A 23,076-nucleotide genomic window follows, 5' to 3' on the forward strand; every position below is an offset into this window, starting at 1 on the left:
GCCTTGTCATTAGGCGAAGCTAATGAGGTAGTATTGGTTTATCTTCGTCTAAGGTTGGTGCGGGTATGCCCAAATGCTTCCTTGCAGATTCTTCAGCTAGCTTTCGGTCTTGCTCGTTCTCGAACTGACTTTCATCTAACAAATGAGGGTTTTTTGCCGCTTCATCTCGGCTTGGTTTATAGCCATTTTTCCACCTGTACTTCCAGTCCATAAGTTGAAAGGCAGATATACTGCGATTTGATTACCTAGTTTTCATCGTAGGTGCTTAATTAAAAATTATACTCCTGCTATAGGTTGAAGAGGCTCATTCAGAGGGTACAAATCTAACATAAAATTTCACAGTTCCAGAATTTGTTTTATTTTATATTTTCATTTAAAAACCAATCGACGATCGCACCACTAATTTTGTTCCAAATACTATCTCTATAATTGATGCATAAACAAAATAGTGGTTCTCAAGCAATATGTCTAGAGATATAACTAAAATAGCTGATTTTATGAGAACTACACCTCTAGGCTCACGCAATTGAAACGAAAAAGCTTAATACTGAAAAATAGCCTTGCTAGCCTTAAATCTAGTTGTAATCAAAGAATTGCAGTCTAGAAAAAGTAAATAGAGAAAAAACTACAACTAATGACAACTTCTACAGATCGCAACCAAGAAATTACAAAATTGCATGAACTAATCCAAGATATTGATTATGGTATGTTTACCACAGTCGATGATGATGGAAGTTTGCATAGTTACCCAATGTCCAGGAGTGGCGAGATTAATGATGATTCCACACTCTGGTTTTTTACCTATGCCGCTTCCCATAAGGTAACTGAGGTTGAACACCATCCGCAGGTCAATATCAGCTTCTCGTCACCCAATCCGCAGCGGTTCGTTTCTATCTCAGGTACAGCGCAGCTTGTGAAAGACCGCAACAAGATGCAAGAGCTATGGAAGCCGGAACTTCAAACCTGGTTTCCTAAAGGACTGGACGAAGCCGATATTGCTTTGCTCAAGGTGAATATTAATCAGGTTAATTATTGGGATAGTGTATCGAGTTTTAAACCACAAACAATTAGTTTTTTGACCCCATCACGCCTTTAAGAAATGTAATTATTGGGCGAAATTGACAAGAATTAAGTGTTTTAAATTACAAAAACTCAATGTCAGATCAAAACAATAATGAAGCCGATCAAAAGCATCTACCTTTAGAGGTAAAACGGCGACATTTTTTAAAAGGAATCGGCTTTATCGGTGCAGGTGCAGGAGCAATTCTCACTGACCACATCCTCAATGTCAATTCGGAAGTAGAAGCGGCAGAGGTTCCAGCATCATCTGCCACTCCAACGAACAGCACAAACACTGGTGAAATTCCTCTCCGTCCACTGGGAAAAACAGGGGTGAAAGTGTCGGCGATCGCTTTGGGAGGAGCAACTGTAGCACAGGGAAACAAGCGAGAAGAGGCAATTCGCATCATCCAGGAAGCCATTGATAATGGCATCACCTTCATGGACAACGCCTGGGAGTATAACCAGCATCGTAGTGAAGAGTGGATGGGAGAGGCGTTGCAAGGGCGACGAGACAAAGTTTTTTTGATGACGAAGGTTTGCACACACGGACGCGATCGCAAAGTAGCAATGCAGCAACTTGAAGAATCCCTACGTCGTCTCAAAACTGACCACCTCGACTTGTGGCAAATCCACGAAGTTGTTTACGACAACGATCCAGAAAGGATTTTTCGTACCAACGGGGCAATTGAAGCTCTAGATCAAGCGAAAAAAGAGGGTAAAGTCAGGTTCGTTGGGTTTACGGGTCATAAAGATCCTGCTATTCATCTGAAAATGCTCTCTTACAATTACCCATTTGATACGGTGCAATTGCCGCTTAATTGTTTTGATGCCAGCTTCCGCAGCTTTGAGCGACAGGTGTTACCAGAACTCAACAAACGGGGAATTGCCGTAATTGGCATGAAAAGCCTCAGCGGTACTGGTGATGCAGTAAAAAAAGGTGTAGTGACTCCCCAGGAAGCCATACGCTATGTTATGAGTTTACCGATCGCCGCACTGGTTAGTGGTATTGATTCACTGGAAGTACTGCGTCAGAACTTAGCGATCGCTCGTAACTTTCAACCGATGGAAGCAAAAGAAATGCAGGCGTTGCGCGATCGTTGCGCCCAATATGCAACTGATGGGCGTTTTGAACTCTTCAAAACCTCCATGAAGTTTGATGGCGATATAGGCAGAATCCAGCATGGCTTTCCACCCCAAAGCCAAATGGCAACTTGATATTGGGGATTGGGGAAATCAAATAATGTAATGCGATCGCAGGCATTGCTGAATCAAAAATGAATCATGCGACATCGCCTTAAGAAAAGCGATCGCTCCATTTATTTTTCCTAAAAAAGGCTACAAGATAGATTTTGTAGCCTTTTTTAGGCATTTTTTATATAACTAATAAGGAATCGCTTTTGCTGTATGGAACATAGTATAGTTTTGCGTAAAATCGCAGTGTTTTTAAACACAAAGAGACGCAAAGTAAGCGCAAAGGCACGCAGAGTGTTTTTGAATTATTGCGGGCAAAAATGGTTACCGCCCATCTTGGTACGTGCTGCTGTGCGAGTAGTAGTAATGATTTGTCTAACAGCAGGGGTGTTGGGCATTTTGGGAAGCACTGCTCAGATGAGTTATGCTCAAGCTGTTTTTCCTAATGCTCAACTAGTAAGTACTACTACGCCTATCCAGGATAAACACACACCATTAAAACTAGCAGCGCTCAATGCCACTGTATATCACAGTCCTGATTGTAACTGTTGTGGCGGGTGGATTGATCACTTAAAGGCACAGGGTTTTAAAATCACAGACTTTTCTACACCTAACATCGAAACAGTCAAACAAAAGTACAACGTGCCGGATAACTTGTCATCTTGCCACACAGCAATTGTTAATGGATATGTCATCGAAGGACACGTCCCAGCAGACGACATCAAACGTCTGCTTCAAGAAAAGCCAAATGTTGCTGGTTTATCTGTTCCTCAAATGCCTGTAGGTACTCCTGGGATGGAGATGGGGAATCGAAAAGATCCGTTTTCTGTGTTTTCCTTTGATCGCAAGGACTCAGTTGCAGTATTTAATAAGTATGGTGCTGAGTCTTGAGTGAGTTACGAGTGTTGTTAGCGGTAGCGGGGCCAACAGCACTCGTAATTCAGCACTGTTTATAGTTTGGAACCAGATTTGATCAACCGCGACAAATGATTTAACCATCTTTCAAACCAGAAGACAGATGCGAAAGTTGCAACATTTTGAGAAAGAAGCTCAATTGCATGGTTACAATCTTGCAGGCTTTCATCAAGTCCCATTACATGATATATTTCACGAGCATTGCAAAAGGCATTGAGCGCTTCTGATTCTCGATTAATTTTTTCTAACACCAAACCCAAATTAAACCAGGCGTTTGCTTCCCCATTTTGGTCATTGAGATCCCTTCTAATCTCTAATGATTGTTGATAAAACTCAAATGCTCTTTGGTATTCTCCCAAAGCTTTATAAGCACTGCCCAAACCACTCAAGGCCATGGCTTGGCTGTTGCCATCGCTAATGAATTTTGCCAGCCCTAACCATTGCTGGTAAAACTCAATTGCCAGTTGGTAATTCCCTAATGATTCATAAGTATTGCCCAAACTTCCTAGGCTTATGCATTCTCCAGTCCAATCGCCGATTTTCTTTGTTATACTCAACCACTGTTCATAGAACTCTATCGCCTGCTCATACTTACCCAGGTATTCATAAGTATTACCCAAACTTCCCAAGCAAATACCTTCCCCAGTGCGATCGCCTATTTTTCTGGTGATACTCAACCACTGGTGATAAAATTCAATCGCTCGCTGGTATTTACCCAGTGATTGGTAAGCGTTACCCAACCCAGATAAAGATTTGGCAACACCTGCGCGATCGCCTATTTCTCTAGCTATATCCAACCATTGCTGATAAAACTCAATTGCCAGATGGTACTCGCCTCGTGAGTAGTAAGCATTGCCCAAACTTGCTAAAGAAATGACTTCTCTATTGCGTTGGCTTTGCCCGCCGTAGGCATCGTCTGTTTCTCTAGCTTTTTCTAAGCACTGTTCTTCAAACTCAATAGACTCAATGTTATTTAGGCTCCCGGATCTAATTACTTCTGTCATTTTCTATAGAAAACAAAATTTTTGGTTAATTAAGCTGTCGATTATACAATTTTCTGTGACTTCAGCACAGGATCAGTGCAACTTATGGATACAACTTCTCTCAAAATCTAGAAATTGTTCTTCAAAAACTTTCTTTTATACACAGCCCTGACTGTGTATAAAAGAATTTTATTTATATTCTTTCAAATAAAAAAATACTCAATTACTTTTTGTGGAGTTGGTGTTTCACCCGTAGCTAAAAGCGGGCTTTCCGACCCACCCCACAAGATTGGATAATTTATTTGTTGGAAGTCCTTGAGTAACAAGCCTATTAAATATAGTATGCTACAAAATTTAGACTACTGTTTACTTTAGTTTTCAGACTTTACAACTACCCATTGTGTCACAGGCGCCATTGCTCGCCAGCCCAAAAATGTACCAATAGGTTCCGCCCGCTGAATGGCAATACGAGTTAAATCGCCACCGACTCGTTTATGCCATTGAAATAAAGTTTGTTCACCCTCTACCGTCACAACATTTGCCACCAAACGTCCACCCGGACGCAGTGCTTCCCAGCAAACATCAAAAAGTCCCGTTGCTGTCACCCCACCACCAATAAAGATGGCATCTGGTGATGACAAGTCTTTCAGGGCATGGGGCGCTTTACCTTCAATGATTTGCAGATTGGGAGTACCAAGAGTGGCAGCATTATCAGCAATATATAGTAGTCTAGAGGAGTTTTGTTCGATCGCGATCGCTCGACACCGAGGATGACTCCGCATCCATTCGATAGAAATTGAGCCGCAACCCGCGCCAACATCCCACAATAATCCTCCCGGTGTGGGAGCCAAAGCTGCTAGGGTAACTGCCCTAACTTCACGCTTCGTTAACTGTCCATCGTGGTGGTAAGCGTTATCTGGTAATCCTGGTAATCTTGGCAAAGGAATCACCCCAGCATCAGGAATACAATAAACTGCGATCGCATTCAAAGCAGCAACTTCAGTTTCACTCCAAGACGCAGCCGTACCTTCCACAATTCTTTCATGAGTGCCGCCCATGCGCTCCAATACGGTGATTTTACTGCCACCGTAGCCGCGATTTGTCAAAATTTCAGCAACAATGGCGGGTGTATCCTTCCCTTCACTCAAAATCAACAGCTGCGCTTTTGGGTAAATGTAAGATTGGAGTAGGGAGGATGGACGACCATTCAAACTTAAGGTTTCCACTTCAGTTAAAGACCATCCCACCCTGGCACTAGCGAGGCTGAAGGCTGAAGGTGCGGGAATAATCGTCATTTCAGAGACGGGAATTCGCCGCATCAAGGTGACACCAATGCCGTAACACATAGGATCACCACTGGCTAGTACACAGATTGACTGACCCCGACGCTGGATGATTTCCTCTATAGAGGTGCTAATAGGCGATGTCCAGACTAGTTTTTCACGCTGGTCATCTTTAGGGAGCATTGCTAAATGGCGATCGCCTCCCACAATTACTTTAGCTTGATTGATTAGGGAAAGAGCGATCGCGCTTAATCCCTGTAATCCATCTTCCCCAATGCCGACGATAGAAAGCCATTTCTCTGTCATGCTGATTCATGATTAATAACTAAGATTTGACACTAATTCTAATTCTGAATTATTCCGTCAATTTTGGTAGAATATAGTTCATAGTGCTGGATTGAGGATAACAGGATAAACTCACTCCCAGAAATAGAAGCTGCTATTCTGCAACTTTCTGAAAGTGAAATGCGGGATTTATCAAACTGGCTCCAAGAATATCTCAATGATGCTTGGGACAAGTAAATTGAAGCAGATGCAAAATAGCACAACGCCCCATGCTCAATTACAAAATTTCCAAAAAATGGTTAATTTTGGTGACAGTAACTTTGATATCTGCCTTGTTGCTGGCGATCGCCTCTACAGCCTCAAGTATTTATTTATATGGCAGCAGTAGTCATAATATCAAGGCAGATGCAGCAATTGTTTTAGGAGCGGCAGTTTGGGGAGAAGAACCATCTCCTGTTTTCAGAGAGCGAATCAACCATGCCATTAACTTATATAAAAATAGATATGTTAAGACGATCATATTTACTGGCGGAGTTGGCGAGAGTAATGAACCAGCTGAAGCTGTAGTTGGGAAAAATTATGCGCTCATGCAACAGGTAAAAGCTACTGATATTCTCACGGAAACTCAATCTCGCACAACTCACCAGAACCTCAAAAATGCTTTAGAAGTAGCGAAAGCTCACCAATTAACCAAGTTTCTGATTGTTAGCGATCCATTGCACATGAAGCGAGCGGTATTGATGGCACGAGGTTTAGGGATGGATGCACATTCGTCTCCCACACCAACTACCCGCTATCGCAGTTTTCAAAGTCAGATGGAGTTTTTGAGCCGAGAAACTTATTTTTACTTTGTCTACCTAGTGTTTAAAATCTAGCTTTAGCAGACTGCAACTAAAAATTGCCTAGTTGAGCGATGACACAAAGTACCCCCTAGAAGCGATCGCAACAACAAAAGCAAGTTTGAGTGAGCCGCATAAAACCTGGCAAAAAGCTGCTTCTTAAACCCTGCTTTAATAAATGATTATCTTCAGATAATGTCCGTATATTATTTAGTGAGTCTATGTTTTTGTAAATACATAAGTTTAAGTCGAGTGAGGAAAGAAAATGAATAATAAGTTCACCTGTTTAATGATTGTCGGGGCAGTATTGTCGATGAGTGCGCCAGCATTGGCTGAAAGTCGTGCGGTTAATATCAGTGTTGGCAGTATAGGTGGCTCGCTAGATAATGTTGCTTTGCGAACAGTTCGCCAAGTTATCGGGTTTGCGGTTGGTACTGGTATCGTTGATAAATTTATTGTATATAGCCCAAGAGAAGGCGCTCCTATTCCCATTGAAGGGGGTTTATCTGCTTGTGCTGAAGCTGGGTTCGGCATAACTGATGCTAGATTTAATGGTTTTATCCAGCAGTTGCGTTCAATTACACCCCGCTCAGGAACTTTCCTCAATGTAGAACTTACTGCAAGCTGTAGACTCAACTAAGAATGTTGGTACTTAACCCTCTTGTGTCACTTTTGGAAAACAATTATCAAAGCCTAATTCTGAAACTTTGAATTAGTCAAGGTTTAAAGCTTTATTTTCTTCTAGAAACTAAAATTTTCCCCAAAAAACTGGAAAATAAAGCTCTCAAAAGTTTGAGAGCGATAGGGTTCTCCTAGTTTGACACAAGAGGGTTAAGTGCTTTAGATTCACTGATTCGTTTGACTTTCTCCCACTGTGTTCCACACAGGGGATTCTTCCTCAGCAATGCCTGACGGCAAGCCCTCCGGCTTGGTGCAGTTTCAACTCGACGGGAACCGCCAAGCGTCTACGTATCAATCGGGTGTATTCGAGTAGGCGCTTAGGAGTCGGTGCAGAGGTTTTTAGCGATGCCTGCGGCTAGCTACGCCTACGCATCAGTAGGCTACAAGAAATGAGGATTTAGTTGGTGACATGACCCCCAAGCGTACTATCACGCTTGATCTGTGGAACTAAGACGCTCGCAAGCGTCAAGTCGTTTGAGAGCTTCTACTTGTTCTTTCTTAGGGTACAGGTTTTTGATGAAAGGTATTGCAAACATCATAAGTTATAACCGCAGCTAAACCTTAAGGAAGAAAGCTTATGATGGTCGATATCCCGCCTGAAACTCAGGCAACCATTCGCAAAAGCACGGGCTGGATCATTGTTCTCAGCATTATACTGATTATTCTGGGAATAATTGCTATGCTGATGCCCGTTGTGGCAACAATTGTCTCGGTTTCTGTCTTCGGTTGGTTCTTTGTGATTGCGGGTATTGTCCGGATCATAAAATCGTTTCAATCTAAACCGATTCGTGGATTCTGGCTCAGTCTCTTGGTGGGGATTCTCTATATAATTGCAGGTGTAATTCTGTTGGGCAATCTTTTAGCAGGTGCACTCACCTTGACACTAGTTTTAGCGACTATTTTTATCGTAGAGGGCATTTTTGAAATTATTGCTTGCTTCAAAGCACGTACTGGCGGGAATTTGTCCTGGCTGGTATTAATGGATGGCATGATTACCCTGATTCTAGGAATTTTTATTTGGTCTAGTTGGCCCAATAACTCGTTTTGGTTAATTGGATTATATGTTGGTATTAGTTTTATCTTTAGTGGTATATCTTTGCTGTCGATTGCCACTGCTACCCGTAAGGCAGTAACTTGAAACCAAATATTGTTCTAAATTTAGCAAAGAGAATGCAATTGGCTCGAAAATGGAGCTTTTCTCTTCATTTGCTTCCATATACTCCAAAATGGCTAACGATCTCAGAAAATAAATAGACAGTATTTTAACGTAATTTACTGAACAATGGTAGAGGACGTTGCAGCACTTCTAGAACTTACTCTTGTTACGCACTCAAGGTTTTTTCTCAAAAATATACTAGTATCATTTTTACAATCATGACTACGGTTATTACTGCCTTGCTTCAGTGTTGATGAGCAATTAAAAAATTAAATTATACAATTAACATCCGGAAAGCAAAGGTGAAGTTAGGAAAAATAGTGAACATATAATTGTAACTTTCTTTGATTGAGTTCATATAAAAGGCTTTCACAATGGTTACTACTCCTGCATACTATTTGCAATTCCTAGACAATCCGAATATTGAAATTTCTCAAGATCAGTTGCGATCGCTTTTAGGAGAAATAGAAGTACAACTGCATCGTAGCGGAGTTTATCGACGTGCTTTAGCGATTGTGCAGAAGTTAATAGGTGAACAAACAGATCAGGCTCAAGATTTATTAAAAGCCGTAGGTAGAGAAGCGATCGGTTTAGCATTTCGACAATTTTCCCAACAATCTCAAAAAGTTGAAACAGCTACAGATACCAAGCAAGCTACAGAAACAGTCAATTCTTCACCAGAGATACAGCAGGAGCATTGCACTCTCCTGGAAGAACCCTCTAAAAATACAGCAGAAAATTCGCTGTGGAAAAAACCACTACAATTGCTAAATCATCAGAGAATTTCTCAAGCAGAACTTGCAAAACTTGCTGAACTTGCAGCCCAACAACGCATGGTGTGCCTACGTCAAATCGGGCAACAACTCCAAAAAACCCGTCAATCCAAAGGGCTTTCTTTGGATCACATCCAGCTTTCCACTCATATCCGAACGGAGCTGATAGAGGCATTAGAAAGCGGCAACTGGAAAGAATTATCGGATGACATTTTTATACGTGGATTTATCCGACGTTATGGAGATGCTTTAGGACTTAATGGTGTTGCTTTAGCTGCTTCTTTGCCAGCAAAAGCAGCTATACCAGTAACTCAGCCCTTTTCGGATCAATCTAAAAAAGGAATGGGATTGGAAATTCGTCCGACGCATTTATATGTAGGTTATACAGTTCTTCTTGCTGGTGCAATGGGAGGATTAGCTTTCATGTCCCAGCAACAAGCAAATACCAATATGTCAATTGAGCAAGATAACTCTTCTTCTGTTTTACAATCGTTAAAACAACAATCCCCTACTGTTAAACCAGGGATTAAATCTACTAACACTGGTGTGGCTGTCGGATCTGATATTTCCCCACCAGAAGGATTATATTAACGAACTGCACCTGCCTGATAACGACTCTGGTGTGGGCTACGCTGCCAATTTTAACCGTTAAGCGGTATCTTCTGAATATCTACAATGCTGTACAAGGCACTAGTATAGACGTTTTCAGCCGCCTACGCCCCCAAAATTGCCGTAATTTTTCTGTAGACAGTCAGAATGTAGCGATCGCTCTCAAAGCGGGGCGTAGACATAACCCAAACTATTGAATCTACAAGCTTTCAAGCCGATGAGAGTGGGCGAGTAATTGTCTATGTTCATCAAGTAGTGCAGGGCTTAGATGGAAACTTGATCCGCAACCAAATGGTTCAGCATATTTACACTATTGAGAATGCCTTAATCCGACGAATGGATATTCACAATTCATAAACACGAGCGCCTACAAAAGTAACAAGTTGTGTACTTCAGTAGACTGGTAACTTCCACTTACATTAAGTAGTAGTCGTGCATTGTTAATTTTTGCGTGTTGCTAGAAAATTATTCCTTTTCCCCTTTCTGAATAAGAGGTAATAATGCTAGATTTCGATTACTTGCAATGTTTCAGGGCGATTTATTTATGAACAAAGGCGAATTAGTGGATGTTGTAGCAGCAAAGACCAACATCACAAAAAAGCAAGCTGATGAAGTGATTAGTGCTTTTTTGTCAGTTGTTACCGAAGCTGTAGCGAATGGGGATAAGGTAACGCTCATAGGGTTTGGGTCATTTGAGCGGCGTGAACGTTCGGAGCGCGAAGGGCGTAATCCGAAAACCAATGAGCCAATGACTATCCCAGCTACCAAAGTGCCTGCGTTTTCTGCTGGAAAGCTGTTTAAAGAAAAAGTAGCACCATAGATGAATTGCTTTACCACTAGCAATCCAATCACTGCAAAGCTGTAGCGTTCGCCCTACAGCCCTTCTCCTAAAGGAGACGCTGTTCGCGTTCGGGCATCAAGAAGGCAGGTGTTGGCGCAGCCATCGCTCTTATAAAGACAGGATATGGCGTTGAATTGCAGATGTAAAAAAAGCGCGATCGCTGCATTTTTTTTGGGCATTCTGAAAAGATAGCGTTTACTGAAGAAAGTCATGTTTAAAGGATTCGGTGACCCAAAGAAAAAATCAGTGCTTGAAGAGAATGAACTGACCACAGGGATTGTTCAGCATCCAGTTACGGGACTTTGGCAGACATGGATATCATTTACACAGTCGGGGCATCGACTGTTAGCTTAGGTGATGTCAGACAGTATGAAACTGCAATTGCTGTTTAAAGCTAGAATCCCCCGAATTTAGCAAAGCGCATTCGGGGAAGTATGTCAACAAATCAAATTTTCAGAGTTTCGCTCCGATTATTGTTTACAGCAAGTGACACAAGAGGGTTATTTTGAATAATATTCCGGATTAGACTGTTGCTTGGGAGTGTATGTATAAAAAAGAGAACTACATTCCCAGATGATTAACCAAATTACCGCATTAGAATCCTGTTGGCATATTTCTCCTGAATGGGGCCAGTCCATGCCTCCCCTAGCAGCGAAAATGTTAGAAAAAGTTTTGTTGTCAATCTCGGATTTGTCAGGCTACTGCTGTGGTGTTCAGTGGGAAAGACAGGAATGGATTTATGCAATTGTTTGCCAGAATGAAACTCTCTACTTAACTGAACAAGAATTTCATAGAACAAATCTACTAGAAAAGTCCACTGTTTCTACTCCAGCTTTTAAATTGGGGGACATAGTTGAGGTTGATTTCGGTGAACAGCCGACACGCCGTGTTATTCAAGGAATTTTTAGCCTCAAAGATAATTGGCTTTATGGGGTAGAGTGGCGCTCTCCAATTTTAGAAGAAGTGTCTGCCCAAAGCAGAACAATATGGCTTGCTGATGTTGATTTAGTTAATGTTAGTGTATAACTATTGTCATTTGATATTCAAGAGTAAGGTTATAGGTTACTATCACCCGATCCTCATGGTTTTGAGTGAGTTTAAGATGTCGTCACTATCCAGGGAATTTTCCATTGGTTGAGCCACATCTTCAGCATTTTCTACGAGTTGGATGAAGTCCAATACTATAGCGAGTCAGACGCTCCTACGTCGCTAATGCTGCGCTATCGAGCGTCACGAGCGTCTGCTTGTCCATGCTCCAAAGCTCTATTTCAGCGTTTGGATATCTAGTTAATACTAGGATAGATGCACTGCAACGATTCCAACTTTATTACAAGTAATTATCCGAACTTGATATTACGAATTACGCCTTGCGGTACTAGTTTCCCACCCCTTCGCAGGTTTGGGTGGGCACCAAAAGAGGTTTTTACTGGACACATCAAGGGATTCTAGAATTCCTCGCATCACTTCTGTACAATACATCCAGTGTCCCAAATCGTCATACATACGATCGGGATTAAACTCGACATTGTAGTGCAGCACATTGGGGAGGTCTAAAAACTCATCATCGCTTTGGGGAGAAAGAAGCAGGAGATGAAATGGCTTCCCCTGACATTGTTTTTGTAGCTTGTTGACCAGATCAATTACGCCACCGCGATCGCAAATTCCTGTGCGGACGAAAAGCACTTTGTCGCAGTGCCGCAGTGCGTACCAAAACCTTTCAGAACGTGCTGTGTAACGAACGCGTATCCGTTCATGGACGGGAGACATATCGCTTATTGGGTCGTCTGTCTCCTCAACTTCATGGGCAAAAGACAAACCCGACCACTTACTATGGTAAATTCTGCCTGCATCTGGGCTGTAGTGCAGGAAGGCAGGGTTCCACATATCATAAAAACCGTTTGCGATCGCATCCGCAACATCTGCAATATTAGTGGTGCGCGTTAGATCAAAGGGAAAAGCAGGGCCATCGTACTCCATCTTGTACAACATCATGCGGACGGCACAGCGATCGCCAAGGGGAAGAATCGCCACACGCTTGATATCCGATAACTGACATTTGTATTGGAAAAACACCGCAGACTTGGGTGGTACTTTCACCCGGCTTTCTAGCCCATCGTTACCAATCATCAAGGTGCGAAAGGGGGCATCGGGATAAAGCGGATCTTCATAGACACCCGATGGCATGGCTTTAAGTGCGTTGCAAACCTCTGTCCACATGGGTTGGATGTTGTATTCATTTTCTGATTCGTTGATCACCCAGAGGTGGCGTTCGTCCGCTTGCAAAATCCCCAGATGCCCGTCATAGAACAAAACTTGTGAGTTGTTCGGCGAAAAGAGATTGAAGGCGGCGCTATATTCTAGATCGGCACTAGGGGGAATGTCTAATGTGGTTGCGATCGCGCCATCCTCTTGCACAGCGAAAAAGGGAAGTGTCCCTGGCTTCACAGATTTCGCAATGTAAATACCTGGTATCAATCTTGCCTGACTTTGCAGTGCAGTTTGCAATTCCTGCCAATAGGGAGCGATCGTGTAGTTGTATTGTGATTGATTAATGATCCGTAAACGCTTCTCTTCGATACAGACAGAGACATGAAAACCTACAGTGTCAAAGTAGATGGCAAATTCATTCGGTTGCTGGAAGCGTTGTTTTTCTTTTGCCAATTCGTCTTTGTCGATATCGAATAGATGCTGATCGATCTGCTGATACATCAGGCTGTGACCGATCGTATTTGGGTGAGCCGGGTCGAAGGATGTCCCCGCTTTCCATCGTCCTTGCCCATTATCCACGACTGCCAACCAATCTAGTACGGCTACGTCCCAACTTAGCATTCGCTTGTGTGTGTCTTGCATCAGCCAGTAATGTTCTAGAGAATAGTCGCCATTGGGATAGACACCGCCCAAAATCGGAATAGCCCCGATGTCGCGTGTCATTTTCACCAACTGCTGCAAGCCACTTTCAAACCGCCGCTGTACTGCCCGCCGTTCGTAAGGGTGACAGTAGGCTAATCCTTCGTTACCCAGAGATAGGGCAATAATCACGATATCCGGTTGTTCTGGGGTGACAACTGACCCAAATCGAGCGATCGTTCTGCTGACATTCGCCCCCACTTCCGACACATTCACGAGTTGATGCCCATATTTTTGCTCTAAAGCCTGTGCCAATAGCCAGACCCAACCTTTCAGAAACCAGGCTTTATGACCTAATGCGACGGAACTGCCAATGACCACGATTTTGAGTCTTTCAGCCTCTTCTTCCACGGGCATTCTGACAGCCGGCTGATTAATGTATCCAAAGGGGTAAGGTTGTAAATAACCGAATGCGCCATCATCCACAATAATTGTGCTGGAATCATCGTTAGGATCAATCGGAATCCAGCGGTTTGTATCTAGTAAACTCTCCCATCGGACATTGCCGTTTGCATCGAGGCGCACATACTTGTATTCAACTCTCTGTCCATCGCCTGATTCTAAAGGCAGCTGAATGTCAATTTCTATATCTGTCCACCATAAAGGATAGCGATCGCCACTTGTACGCAAATGGACACATTTGGTGATGTCCCACAATCCCAACTCTGGACTCGAACCGACCAAACCAATGGATTCGCCCGTTTGAGTGTATGCACTGATCTGGAATCGATACATAGAGTTTATCCTGATTTAGTAAGTACGATACCAAACAGTCAGACTGAATCCTTAAACCTGTTTTGACAATATCACATAGAACTCTTAATAAGTCGGTATTAATCTTATTAAGTATACTGAAGCTCTGATTTGTATCACTCAAAGCTAACAGCAGTAAAGTTTTTCAAAAATTAAATTGGATTTTTATAGAAGATTTAATACTGTTTAAGTAAACTATATTGTATTAAAAGTCTTGGCACAACTAAGAATAAATCAAAGAAAGGATAAGGTTAAGTTAAATTTTTCCTATTTTATTTTTGGAGATGTTGAATCAGCATCAACGGGTTTGATTAGGTAAGTCTGCAATAGATACCCAAAAATGCCAAAAATGGAGGTTATCAAGGGTAGTTTTTGGCAGAATTTTACGAAGAAAGGCAGAGGGCACAGGGCACAGGGAAAGAAAAATGCTTGGGTTCAAGCCCCGCCCCTTGTGGGCGATTAACATTTTTTGGGGGAAGGTTCAAGCCCCACCTCTTGTGGGGTGGCTTTTTCCTCCTTCTGCCTCCTGCCTCCTGCCTTCTGCCTTCTATTGACAATTGGTGATCGTAGCTTACCGCCGTAAGCGCTGCGCGTCTCGGTATAATTATTTTTATGAACTGGGCAATAACCCAGAACTAAAGTTTCAATTGATATTCCTAACCTCCTGCCTTTTTTCTCAACAAATAGCTGTCAAACAATAAATAAATATTAATAACTTAATAGTTATAGAACTATTAATAGTTAAATAATTTTAGGAGAAATAAAATAGCTGGGATTTGCATCGGCAGTGGTATTTGCTGGATAGAGTGATGCAGATTCTCTATAAACCTAGAATAACAATTTTTTAGTTGGCCCTGGTAGGCATCCTGAGTCGGTGACTGCCCAGAAGCCTTGCACTTGAACAATGAAGGAAGCAACAATGAGTAGCAATCTAGCCATCAAACTGCGCTCTGGAACTCAACAAGCCCACACATCAGCAGAAAATGTGGGATTCATGAAATGTTTTTTGCAAGGAGTTGTGGATAGAGACTGCTTCGCCAAGTTCTTAAGCAACTTGTATTACATCTACAGCGAACTAGAAGCAGCATTAGAGAGCCATGTAGAGCATCCTGTGATTAGTGCAGTTTACTTTCCCGAACTTAATCGCCAATCCTCGCTCGAAAAAGACATGGTGTTCTATTATGGGGATAACTGGAGAGAGCAGGTTACACACTCATCTGCTGCCCAAAAGTACATTGATCGCATTCGGGAAATTTCTGCTAGTGAACCAGCCTTATTGCTAGGTCATGCCTACACTCGCTACATGGGGGATCTCTCAGGGGGTCAAATGCTACAAAAAGTTGCTCAGTCAGCCTTGAAGCTTTCTGGCTATGAAGGCACATCCTTTTACAACTTTGAGCAAATTCCTGATAAAAAAGCATTTAAGGATAAGTATCGTCAGGCATTAAATGCATTACCCGTTGATGATATAACAGCAGAACGGATTGTTGCAGAAGCGAATACTGCCTTTGCGTTGAACTTACAGATGGCTCAGGAGTTAGAAGGAAGTTTAATCAAAGCACTCGGTCAAGTCCTGTTTAATAGCCTAACTCGTCCTCAAAATTCAGGTAGTACTGAAATCGCTGCGGCTAATTAAGTTAGTCATTTGTCATTTGTCATTGGTCATTTGTCAGGAATTATTATTCTCCCCTGCTCCTCTGCTTCCCCTCATCTCCCCATTCCCCACTCCCTTCATTCATTGGAAAGAAACTCAATGGTTTTTCTACTACCTGGTGTCAAGTTTGATCTGGATCTGATTCAAAAGTACGACACTCGCGCACCTAGATACACCAGTTACCCACCGGCTACAGAGTTAAGCGAAACATTCACCGAAACTGATTTTAAGGCCGCGATCGCAGCATCGAACCAACGCAAAACCCCTATGAGTTTGTATTTCCACATCCCTTTTTGCCAAAGTGCTTGCTACTTCTGCGGCTGTAATACGGTAATTTCCAACAACAAGAATCTTGCTAAACCTTATGTGGAGTCTTTGATTCAAGACATCAAAAACACCGCAGCTTTAATCGATCCAGACAGAAAAGTACTGCAAATCCACTGGGGAGGTGGTACTCCTAATTACTTAGAGCGTCACCAGGTAGAAGTTTTATGGAAAAATATAAATCGCTATTTCAACATCGACCCACAAGCAGAAATCTCAATTGAGATTAATCCCCGCTATATCGATAAAAACTACATTTTCTTTCTGAGAGAGATTGGGTTTAACCGTATTAGTTTTGGCATTCAGGATTTTAATAGCCAAGTTCAAGTAGCTGTTAATCGTGTCCAGCCAGAAAAAATGCTCTTTGATGTCATGAGTTGGGTCAAAGAAGCTAAGTTTGAAAGTGTGAATGTAGACCTAATTTATGGTTTACCCTATCAAAACCGCGAGACATTTCGGGAGACCCTGAAAAAGACTATTGAATTAGATCCTGACCGAATTGTGGTCTTTAACTTTGCCTATGTACCGTGGCTCAAACCGACGCAAAAAAATATTCCTCAAGAGGCACTACCGCCAGCAGAGGAAAAGTTAGAGATTCTGAAAATGACCATTGAAGAATTGACGAATAACCAATATCTATTTATTGGCATGGATCATTTTGCTAAAACTGATGACGAACTAGCGATCGCTCAACGCAATGGCACTCTCAAACGCAATTTTCAAGGCTACACTACCCACGCTGAAACAGAACTCTTTGGTTTTGGTTCTACATCCATAAGTATGCTAGAAGATGCTTATGCCCAAAACCACAAGGAATTAAAGGATTATTATCAGACAATTGCAGCAGGTAGTTTACCTGTTAGTAAAGGCATCAAACTTACTCAAAATGATATTATCAGGCGGGACGTGATCATGGGTATCATGTCTCACTTCCAGTTGCATAAGCAAGATGTTGAAAATAAATATCATATCAATTTTGATGAATATTTCTCCGAGGAAATAGAGGCATTAAAACCACTAGAAGCCGATGGTCTAGTAAGTTTATCAAAAAATCAGATCCAGATTACAGACATCGGTAGATTATTAGTAAGAAATATTGCCGTCATATTTGATACTCACACCAGAACGCGAGAGACAAAATTCTCCCGCGCCATTTGATATCACTTTTGCAAATATTGGCTACACATTATCCCCTCAATCTACCTTGAAAATAGCGGTTGAGGGGATTTCAGTAATTATAAATTACGAATTAAAAATTATTTCAATGCATCTCCAAAAAGTTAGATAATTTTTTTCCATCTTCAGATAGATATAAAAAGTATAAAAAATATAATTTATTCATGTATTAATGCCTAGTTATAGGGCGAATAACTTCTAAACTAGTCTATTCAATAATTCCTGATTTATCTGACAAAACTTTTGCATAACATTTTTATACTATAAATGCTAATTATTATTCAAATAATCTTGATATAAACATTTTTGTCTAACTTTTGGATTTGGCATTTATCCCATCTGGTAGAAAGAATTTTAGTTCAGAGTTGATAACTTATATACAAGTGAGATTGTTGAGGAAGCTTATAAGTATTATTGCTTGAGTAGTTTTAGTAATTTTGGCAGGTGCAACTGCTAAAGTTTCGCTCCCTTCTCTAACATCATAATTTTTGGAAGTATCAATCTATGTTTTTTCACAAAAAAGAGACTATTCGTGCAGTTAACGTTAGTGAGCCAAATCCTCGTTTTGCTCAGTTACTTTTAGAGCAGTTCGGCGGCGCTACTGGAGAACTGAGTGCAGCACTTCAATATTGGGTTCAATCATTCCACGTTGAAAATGCTGGCATTAAAGATATGCTCCAAGACATTGCAATCGAGGAATTCAGCCATTTAGAAATGGTTGGTAAACTCATTGAAGCTCATACTAAAAATGTAGATCAAACCGAGGCTTATAAGAGTACTCTCTTTGCAGTCCGAGGAATTGGGCCTCATTTTCTAGATAGCCAAGGTACTGCTTGGACTGCAAGCTACTTGAATGAGGGTGGAGATGTAGTGCGTGATTTAAGAGCTAACGTTGCAGCAGAAGCTGGCGCTCGTCAGACTTACGAATCATTGATCAAGTTGGCAACTGATAAAGGAACCCAAGAGACTTTAGTGCATCTGTTAACACGAGAAATTTCTCATACACAGATGTTTATGAAAGCTCTAGATTCACTAGGTAAGTTAACAGATCCATTCTTTGGTAATGTTAAGCCAGATGACACTGTTGCTCTCTACTACAACCTATCTACAAACGGAAATGGTAAAGATGAACGTGGCCCTTGGAATTCGGAGCCAACATTCAAATATATTGCTGATCCGCTAGAAAGTCACTCTTAATTGCATAGGTTGCAGTTAGAGTATAGGTTGATTTGAGGTAAAGAGATTTTTAACAGATTCTTGAAAAGTTCAATCATCCGGTAGACGGTCACTCTCTTTAGTAATTGTTGGGCTGTTGAGCTACATCTTATAAACAAAAAAATTCCTGACTTTTCTAAAAGTCGGGAATTTCAACTGAGTATTTGGCTATTACACTCCAGTGAAAATATCTATAGCTATTATTCAGCCACATTAAAAAAGTTAGAGCGATCGCTCATCAATATCTACATCAACATTTCTGATTTCAGAAATTAATTCAACTCAAATTCAAAACTTAGAATCAGGAGATTAACTTGTGATTGTCAACGCTACGCCAAATGGTTGGGAAGTCATTTATCATCGTGCCCATGCTCTATTAGCAGCTCAACTGGCGGGACAATGGCGACGTAAAGACGCTCCAGCAAGGTTATATGAAACGATGGCTGCAATTTCCCATCACGATGACCTAGAAAAAGAGTGGGAAGAAGATATTTTGACTGAAGCGGGTGCGCCACAGGATTTCACCCTCAACTCAAATGCCGATGCAGATGCCGGTGTCGAGAAATTGGCTAATCTGGCAAAGAATGCCCTTTACCGTGGACGATGGGTGGCTCTATTAATTTCTATGCACATCAGCCGTTTAAATGAGCCAAGGCGGGGAAAGTCTTCAAAACTAGACAAAGTTTTGGATGAACAATTTCAAAATCAGCAACGTTGGCGCAAAGAATTGGGAATCAAAAAGGAGGAAGTTGATGCAGCCTATGCATTTATGCAATGGTGCGATCGCCTTTCTCTCATCTTATGTCAGCAACAACTACCTGAGGATGAGCGGTTTTTAGAGATTAGCAAGGGCCCTGAAGGTCAGCGCTATGACATCATGCAGCGCAGTGATAACTTGGTCGTTGTTAAACCGTGGCCCTTCCAGGACGATAAATTCACAGTCAACGTCGAAGCCTGCGAACTCTCCCAGGTAAAATTTGAAAGTAGTAGCGAACTAACTAAAGCACTACAAGAAGCTCCCATCAAGGAACTAGAGTGGACATTTGTTAAGAGTTAGATAGTTATCGCCGTCAAATTAAACGAGTAATTTTAATAGAAAAGAGCCAGAGAATTAACTCTCTGGCTCAAAGCTGGAGACAAAAGAATCTTCAAATAAAAGCTAACTTGGGTAAGAACCTAAATTCTGCCCAGGTTATGCAGCCCTAAAACAACGCCCACTCCTAAGATGTGACCAAAGGCGGTAGTTGCTAAAAGCGCTGGTAAACCAAAACCACCAAATAAATTAGATGAGGGTAGTTTTGGTTCGGCATTGGGATATTTAATGCTAGATTTGCCAAAGGCAATGGCAACAATATTAGCGAGAATGATAATCAGCCCAACTGTAGGACTCCATTGTAGGGGTGTAGTTGCAGCAGCGAGTAAGGTTGAAGTAAACACCTGATTTGCTCCTGAAATTTATTAATGATTGAAAATATAATCTGAAACTTTCCGAAGCAAATTCAATCAATTACCCGATTTTGCATCAATATTTAACAGTTATTCTTACTACTTCATACAATATGGGTTCAACGAAGAGTCCTGGGGAAGGGTTAAACCAATTCGCAATTCGCAATTCGCAATGGGCTAACGCCCCGCTCCGCTAACGCAATGACGCTCTCTACGAGATGTTTATCTCGTTTATCTCGTTTATCTCGTTTCTATGCTCTGCATGGGAATGCCTGATTAGGGGCTGCTGCCTCTTAGTCAGATATTGAGTCAGAGACTCAATGAATGCATTCCCAGTCGGAGACTGGGAACGAGGAAAACGAGGAAATGCTTATCAAGCTAGGTTTTTAGGACTTGTGTGTACACCGTAGCTCCTTTTAGGAGAGAGGTTTGGAGAGAGGTCAAAATTGTACTTCACGCTTATCGAGAACCGCTATAGAAACAATAGTCTTTGTAGTAAAAACAACTGAAAGTATTCTCAGTAAGCTATTTGGCGACACTCGAAAAAATTTTGTCAATTTTTACAGAATCTATCTTAGAGTGTACCTAATTTGGTGAGCAATCTTTTCGCTGGGCTGGTTGGTGAAACTTACCAGAAAAAGAAACGTTCTTTAGATATTGACCTAAAAGGTTTATCGGCTCTGCCTACGGCTATTTTTTACAGCGGATTGTAAGTTAGTTAGGTATTGTGCTTTGTTCTGCAAGCCTGAGCAAAAACTTTTTTTTACTCCTACCTCCTAAGTTCTACTATAACTTCGTCGAACTTACATCAAGGTATCTATCTATGGAATTAGATTTGCACGGCATAGATGAAAAAATATAATTTTCATCTATCAAAAGTATGAGATGCAAGTATAGCAATTTTCTATATCTAAAGAAATTAAATACAAATATTTTATCTAAAAGTATACTTCTGGCAGAAGATGTAAAAAAAGATTAGACATAGTACATTAAAATCAATATTAATCAAAGTTCCTAAACAATTCAGGTAAGCGTGCTATACACGAACTTGGAACAGCCTAAAACTTTGTTAAAATCAGCAACACACAAACTATGAACTCTACCACCGAAAAACGTATCGCCTTAATTTCCGTCCACGGAGATCCGGCGATTGAAATAGGGAAAGAAGAAGCTGGGGGACAAAACGTTTATGTGCGCCACGTGGGTGAAGCACTAGCGCAGCTAGGATGGCAAGTTGATATGTTTACCCGCAAGGTGAGTCTGGAGCAAGACTCAATTGTTGAACATAGCAACAATTGTCGAACTATTCGTTTAAAAGCTGGCCCCCTTGAGTTTGTGCCGCGAGATGATATTTTTGAATTTCTGCCGGAATTTGTGGATAATTTCCTAAAATTTCAAGCAAAAAACGATATTACATACCAGTTAGTTCACACTAATTATTGGCTCTCTAGTTGGGTGGGGATGGAGTTAAAGAAAACCCAACAGAGTAAACAGGTTCACACGTATCACTCCTTGGGAGCAGTCAAGTACAACACTATAGAAGATATCCCTCTGATTGCCAGTCAGCGATTAGCAGTAGAAAAAGAGGTGTTGGAAATAGCAGAGCGAATTGTAGCGACAAGTCCGCAAGAACAGCAACACATGCGATCGCTAGTTTCCACTGAAGGTAATATCGACATCATTCCCTGTGGTACAGATATTCAGCGGTTTGGTTCGATTGCACGAGAAGCAGCCAGGGCTGAATTGGGTATTGACAAAGAAGCCAAAGTTGTATTGTACGTAGGGCGTTTTGACCCACGCAAAGGGATAGAAACTTTGGTGCGGGCAGTAAATGAGTCTGGGCTACGCGACTCCAAGAATCTCCAGTTAATTATTGGTGGTGGTAGTACTCCTGGTAACAGCGACGGAATTGAGCGCGATCGCATTGAGGCTATTATCAACGAATTAGGTATGAGCGACTTTACCACCCTTGCTGGTCGTCTCAGTCAAGATATTTTGCCAACTTATTACGCAGCGGCTGATGTTTGCGTTGTTCCCAGTCACTACGAACCCTTTGGACTCGTAGCGATCGAAGCGATGGCAAGCGGTACACCAGTTGTAGCAAGTGATGTCGGTGGACTTCAGTTCACGGTGGTTAATGAAGAAACTGGTTTATTGGCTCCACCGCAAGATGTAAATGCCTTTGCGTCTGCGATTGATCGAATTCTCTTAAATCCAGAATGGCGAGACGAATTAGGTAAAGCCGGTAGAAAGCGTGTCGAAAGCAAGTTTAGCTGGCATGGCGTAGCCACTCAGTTGAGTGAACTCTATACCCAACTGCTGGAGGAACCAGCCAAAGAACCCGAATTATTACTTGCGAAATAACCTTCCGATTAACCGAATACAGTTCGGATAACTTCTGTAGAGACGCAAATTTTGCGTCTCTATACATCTGAAATTATGACAAATAACCTTTAACCAAACAGTATTGCCAACCGTAAGGAATTTGATAATACTTTTTAAGTATGTTAGTAATACCTTTTTATAATAAGGGTTTCAGGCATCGTTAATCATGGAAGAAATAGCGATCGCTTTGAGTTAACTATAAGGTATCACCTGAAACGTCAAACAAAAAACCAGGAAATTATACTCATGGTAGAAATTGAAAATTTGGGAGTGAGTGTAGAAGAGTATTTGGATGGATTAACAGCAGGTATTGACGTTTTGGAATTGAAGCGGTTAGAAGCAAAGGGAATTCCAACAAACCTGGCTTTGGAAGTGATGGCGATTGCACCAAAGATAATCGATGGTACGGCTACTCCTGAAGAAGTTGTGAGAGGAATAATGATTTTAACACCATCGCTTAAGCAACAAATTGAATAGGGGAATACCCAACAATTCATCACAGATATATAACACCAAAAACAACGCCAGAAGGAATAAATCACTTCAATTAGGCGATGCTGATTTAACAGTACATCTTGTAGAGAAGGCGAGGTACGCC

22 protein-coding genes are annotated in these 23,076 nt (G+C 41.6%); 16 read left to right on the forward strand and 6 right to left on the reverse strand.

Going from position 1 to position 23,076, the window contains the following annotated elements:
* Positions 1–19: 19 nt before the first annotated feature.
* Positions 20–211, reverse strand: a complete 192-nt coding sequence (locus tag ACWATR_RS27615) for a bromodomain-containing protein (protein WP_181929045.1) — start codon at positions 209–211, stop codon at positions 20–22.
* Between the two features lie 423 nt (positions 212–634).
* Between ACWATR_RS27615 and ACWATR_RS27620 the strand changes: the two genes are divergently transcribed.
* The 3 genes from ACWATR_RS27620 to ACWATR_RS27630 all read left to right on the forward strand — a co-directional run bounded on the left by ACWATR_RS27620 (position 635) and on the right by ACWATR_RS27630 (position 3,144).
* Complete coding sequence (locus ACWATR_RS27620) at positions 635–1,096, forward strand: pyridoxamine 5'-phosphate oxidase family protein (RefSeq protein ID WP_460339264.1); 462 nt, start codon at positions 635–637, stop codon at positions 1,094–1,096.
* 59 nt (positions 1,097–1,155) lie between these two features.
* On the forward strand, positions 1,156–2,277 hold the full coding sequence (locus ACWATR_RS27625) for an aldo/keto reductase (protein WP_460339266.1): 1,122 nt from the start codon (positions 1,156–1,158) through the stop codon (positions 2,275–2,277).
* A 276-nt stretch (positions 2,278–2,553) separates the two neighbouring features.
* A complete protein-coding gene (locus ACWATR_RS27630; RefSeq protein WP_460339268.1) occupies positions 2,554–3,144 on the forward strand; it encodes a DUF411 domain-containing protein in 591 nt (196 codons plus the stop codon).
* 59 nt (positions 3,145–3,203) lie between these two features.
* On the opposite strand, the gene ACWATR_RS27635 is transcribed toward ACWATR_RS27630, so the two are convergent.
* Together ACWATR_RS27635 and cbiE are read right to left on the reverse strand one after the other, a co-directional pair.
* The gene (locus ACWATR_RS27635; protein WP_460339270.1) at positions 3,204–4,172 is read right to left on the reverse strand and encodes a tetratricopeptide repeat protein; all 969 of its coding nucleotides are present in this window, start codon (positions 4,170–4,172) and stop codon (positions 3,204–3,206) included.
* Between the two features lie 350 nt (positions 4,173–4,522).
* Complete coding sequence (cbiE, locus tag ACWATR_RS27640) at positions 4,523–5,740, reverse strand: precorrin-6y C5,15-methyltransferase (decarboxylating) subunit CbiE (protein ID WP_460339272.1); 1,218 nt, start codon at positions 5,738–5,740, stop codon at positions 4,523–4,525.
* A gap of 248 nt (positions 5,741–5,988) precedes the next feature.
* Here cbiE and ACWATR_RS27645 point away from each other — a divergent pair, with 248 nt between their 5' ends.
* The 6 genes from ACWATR_RS27645 (at position 5,989) to ACWATR_RS27670 (ending at position 10,597) form a co-directional block, all read left to right on the forward strand.
* On the forward strand, positions 5,989–6,594 hold the full coding sequence (locus tag ACWATR_RS27645) for a YdcF family protein (protein WP_460339274.1): 606 nt from the start codon (positions 5,989–5,991) through the stop codon (positions 6,592–6,594).
* 229 nt (positions 6,595–6,823) lie between these two features.
* On the forward strand, positions 6,824–7,198 hold the full coding sequence (locus tag ACWATR_RS27650; protein WP_460339276.1) for a hypothetical protein: 375 nt from the start codon (positions 6,824–6,826) through the stop codon (positions 7,196–7,198).
* A 618-nt stretch (positions 7,199–7,816) separates the two neighbouring features.
* A complete protein-coding gene (locus ACWATR_RS27655) occupies positions 7,817–8,377 on the forward strand; it encodes an HdeD family acid-resistance protein (RefSeq protein WP_460339277.1) in 561 nt (186 codons plus the stop codon).
* A gap of 392 nt (positions 8,378–8,769) precedes the next feature.
* A complete protein-coding gene (locus tag ACWATR_RS27660; protein ID WP_460339279.1) occupies positions 8,770–9,759 on the forward strand; it encodes a helix-turn-helix domain-containing protein in 990 nt (329 codons plus the stop codon).
* Between the two features lie 29 nt (positions 9,760–9,788).
* The gene (locus ACWATR_RS27665; protein WP_460339281.1) at positions 9,789–9,974 is read left to right on the forward strand and encodes a hypothetical protein; all 186 of its coding nucleotides are present in this window, start codon (positions 9,789–9,791) and stop codon (positions 9,972–9,974) included.
* A gap of 347 nt (positions 9,975–10,321) precedes the next feature.
* Entirely contained in the window at positions 10,322–10,597 is a 276-nt protein-coding gene (locus ACWATR_RS27670) for an HU family DNA-binding protein (RefSeq protein WP_460339283.1), read from the forward strand.
* A gap of 53 nt (positions 10,598–10,650) precedes the next feature.
* Here ACWATR_RS27670 and ACWATR_RS27675 read toward each other — a convergent pair whose 3' ends face one another.
* A complete protein-coding gene (locus ACWATR_RS27675) occupies positions 10,651–10,797 on the reverse strand; it encodes a hypothetical protein (RefSeq protein WP_460339285.1) in 147 nt (48 codons plus the stop codon).
* 394 nt (positions 10,798–11,191) lie between these two features.
* Between ACWATR_RS27675 and ACWATR_RS27680 the strand changes: the two genes are divergently transcribed.
* Positions 11,192–11,644, forward strand: a complete 453-nt coding sequence (locus ACWATR_RS27680) for a DUF1392 family protein (RefSeq protein WP_460339287.1) — start codon at positions 11,192–11,194, stop codon at positions 11,642–11,644.
* 327 nt (positions 11,645–11,971) lie between these two features.
* On the opposite strand, the gene ACWATR_RS27685 is transcribed toward ACWATR_RS27680, so the two are convergent.
* Positions 11,972–14,260 carry a DUF1796 family putative cysteine peptidase gene (locus ACWATR_RS27685; protein ID WP_460339289.1) on the reverse strand — a complete coding sequence of 763 codons (2,289 nt, stop codon included), beginning with the start codon at positions 14,258–14,260 and terminating at the stop codon, positions 11,972–11,974.
* 937 nt (positions 14,261–15,197) lie between these two features.
* Between ACWATR_RS27685 and ACWATR_RS27690 the strand changes: the two genes are divergently transcribed.
* The 4 genes from ACWATR_RS27690 (at position 15,198) to ACWATR_RS27705 (ending at position 19,704) form a co-directional block, all read left to right on the forward strand.
* Positions 15,198–15,914: a biliverdin-producing heme oxygenase gene (locus ACWATR_RS27690; protein ID WP_460339291.1), complete on the forward strand. Its 717-nt coding sequence runs from the start codon at positions 15,198–15,200 to the stop codon at positions 15,912–15,914.
* Between the two features lie 117 nt (positions 15,915–16,031).
* The gene (gene hemN / locus ACWATR_RS27695) at positions 16,032–17,414 is read left to right on the forward strand and encodes an oxygen-independent coproporphyrinogen III oxidase (RefSeq protein ID WP_460339293.1); all 1,383 of its coding nucleotides are present in this window, start codon (positions 16,032–16,034) and stop codon (positions 17,412–17,414) included.
* A gap of 522 nt (positions 17,415–17,936) precedes the next feature.
* Positions 17,937–18,629 carry a manganese catalase family protein gene (locus tag ACWATR_RS27700; RefSeq protein WP_069073296.1) on the forward strand — a complete coding sequence of 231 codons (693 nt, stop codon included), beginning with the start codon at positions 17,937–17,939 and terminating at the stop codon, positions 18,627–18,629.
* 334 nt (positions 18,630–18,963) lie between these two features.
* Positions 18,964–19,704 carry a DUF3891 family protein gene (locus ACWATR_RS27705; RefSeq protein ID WP_460339295.1) on the forward strand — a complete coding sequence of 247 codons (741 nt, stop codon included), beginning with the start codon at positions 18,964–18,966 and terminating at the stop codon, positions 19,702–19,704.
* 119 nt (positions 19,705–19,823) lie between these two features.
* Here the strand turns inward: ACWATR_RS27705 and psaK are convergent, their stop codons facing one another.
* Positions 19,824–20,084, reverse strand: coding sequence for a photosystem I reaction center subunit PsaK (gene psaK, locus ACWATR_RS27710; protein WP_069073294.1), 261 nt, complete (start codon positions 20,082–20,084; stop codon positions 19,824–19,826).
* A 1,101-nt stretch (positions 20,085–21,185) separates the two neighbouring features.
* Between psaK and ACWATR_RS27715 the strand changes: the two genes are divergently transcribed.
* Both ACWATR_RS27715 and ACWATR_RS27720 read left to right on the forward strand, forming a co-directional pair.
* Positions 21,186–22,457 (forward strand): glycosyltransferase family 4 protein, encoded by a 1,272-nt coding sequence (locus ACWATR_RS27715; RefSeq protein WP_460339297.1) that lies wholly within the window; start codon positions 21,186–21,188, stop codon positions 22,455–22,457.
* Positions 22,458–22,724: 267 nt separating this feature from the next.
* Complete coding sequence (locus tag ACWATR_RS27720; protein WP_460339299.1) at positions 22,725–22,955, forward strand: hypothetical protein; 231 nt, start codon at positions 22,725–22,727, stop codon at positions 22,953–22,955.
* Positions 22,956–23,076: the final 121 nt, after the last annotated feature.

This window comes from Nostoc sp. UIC 10890, from assembly GCF_054786515.1.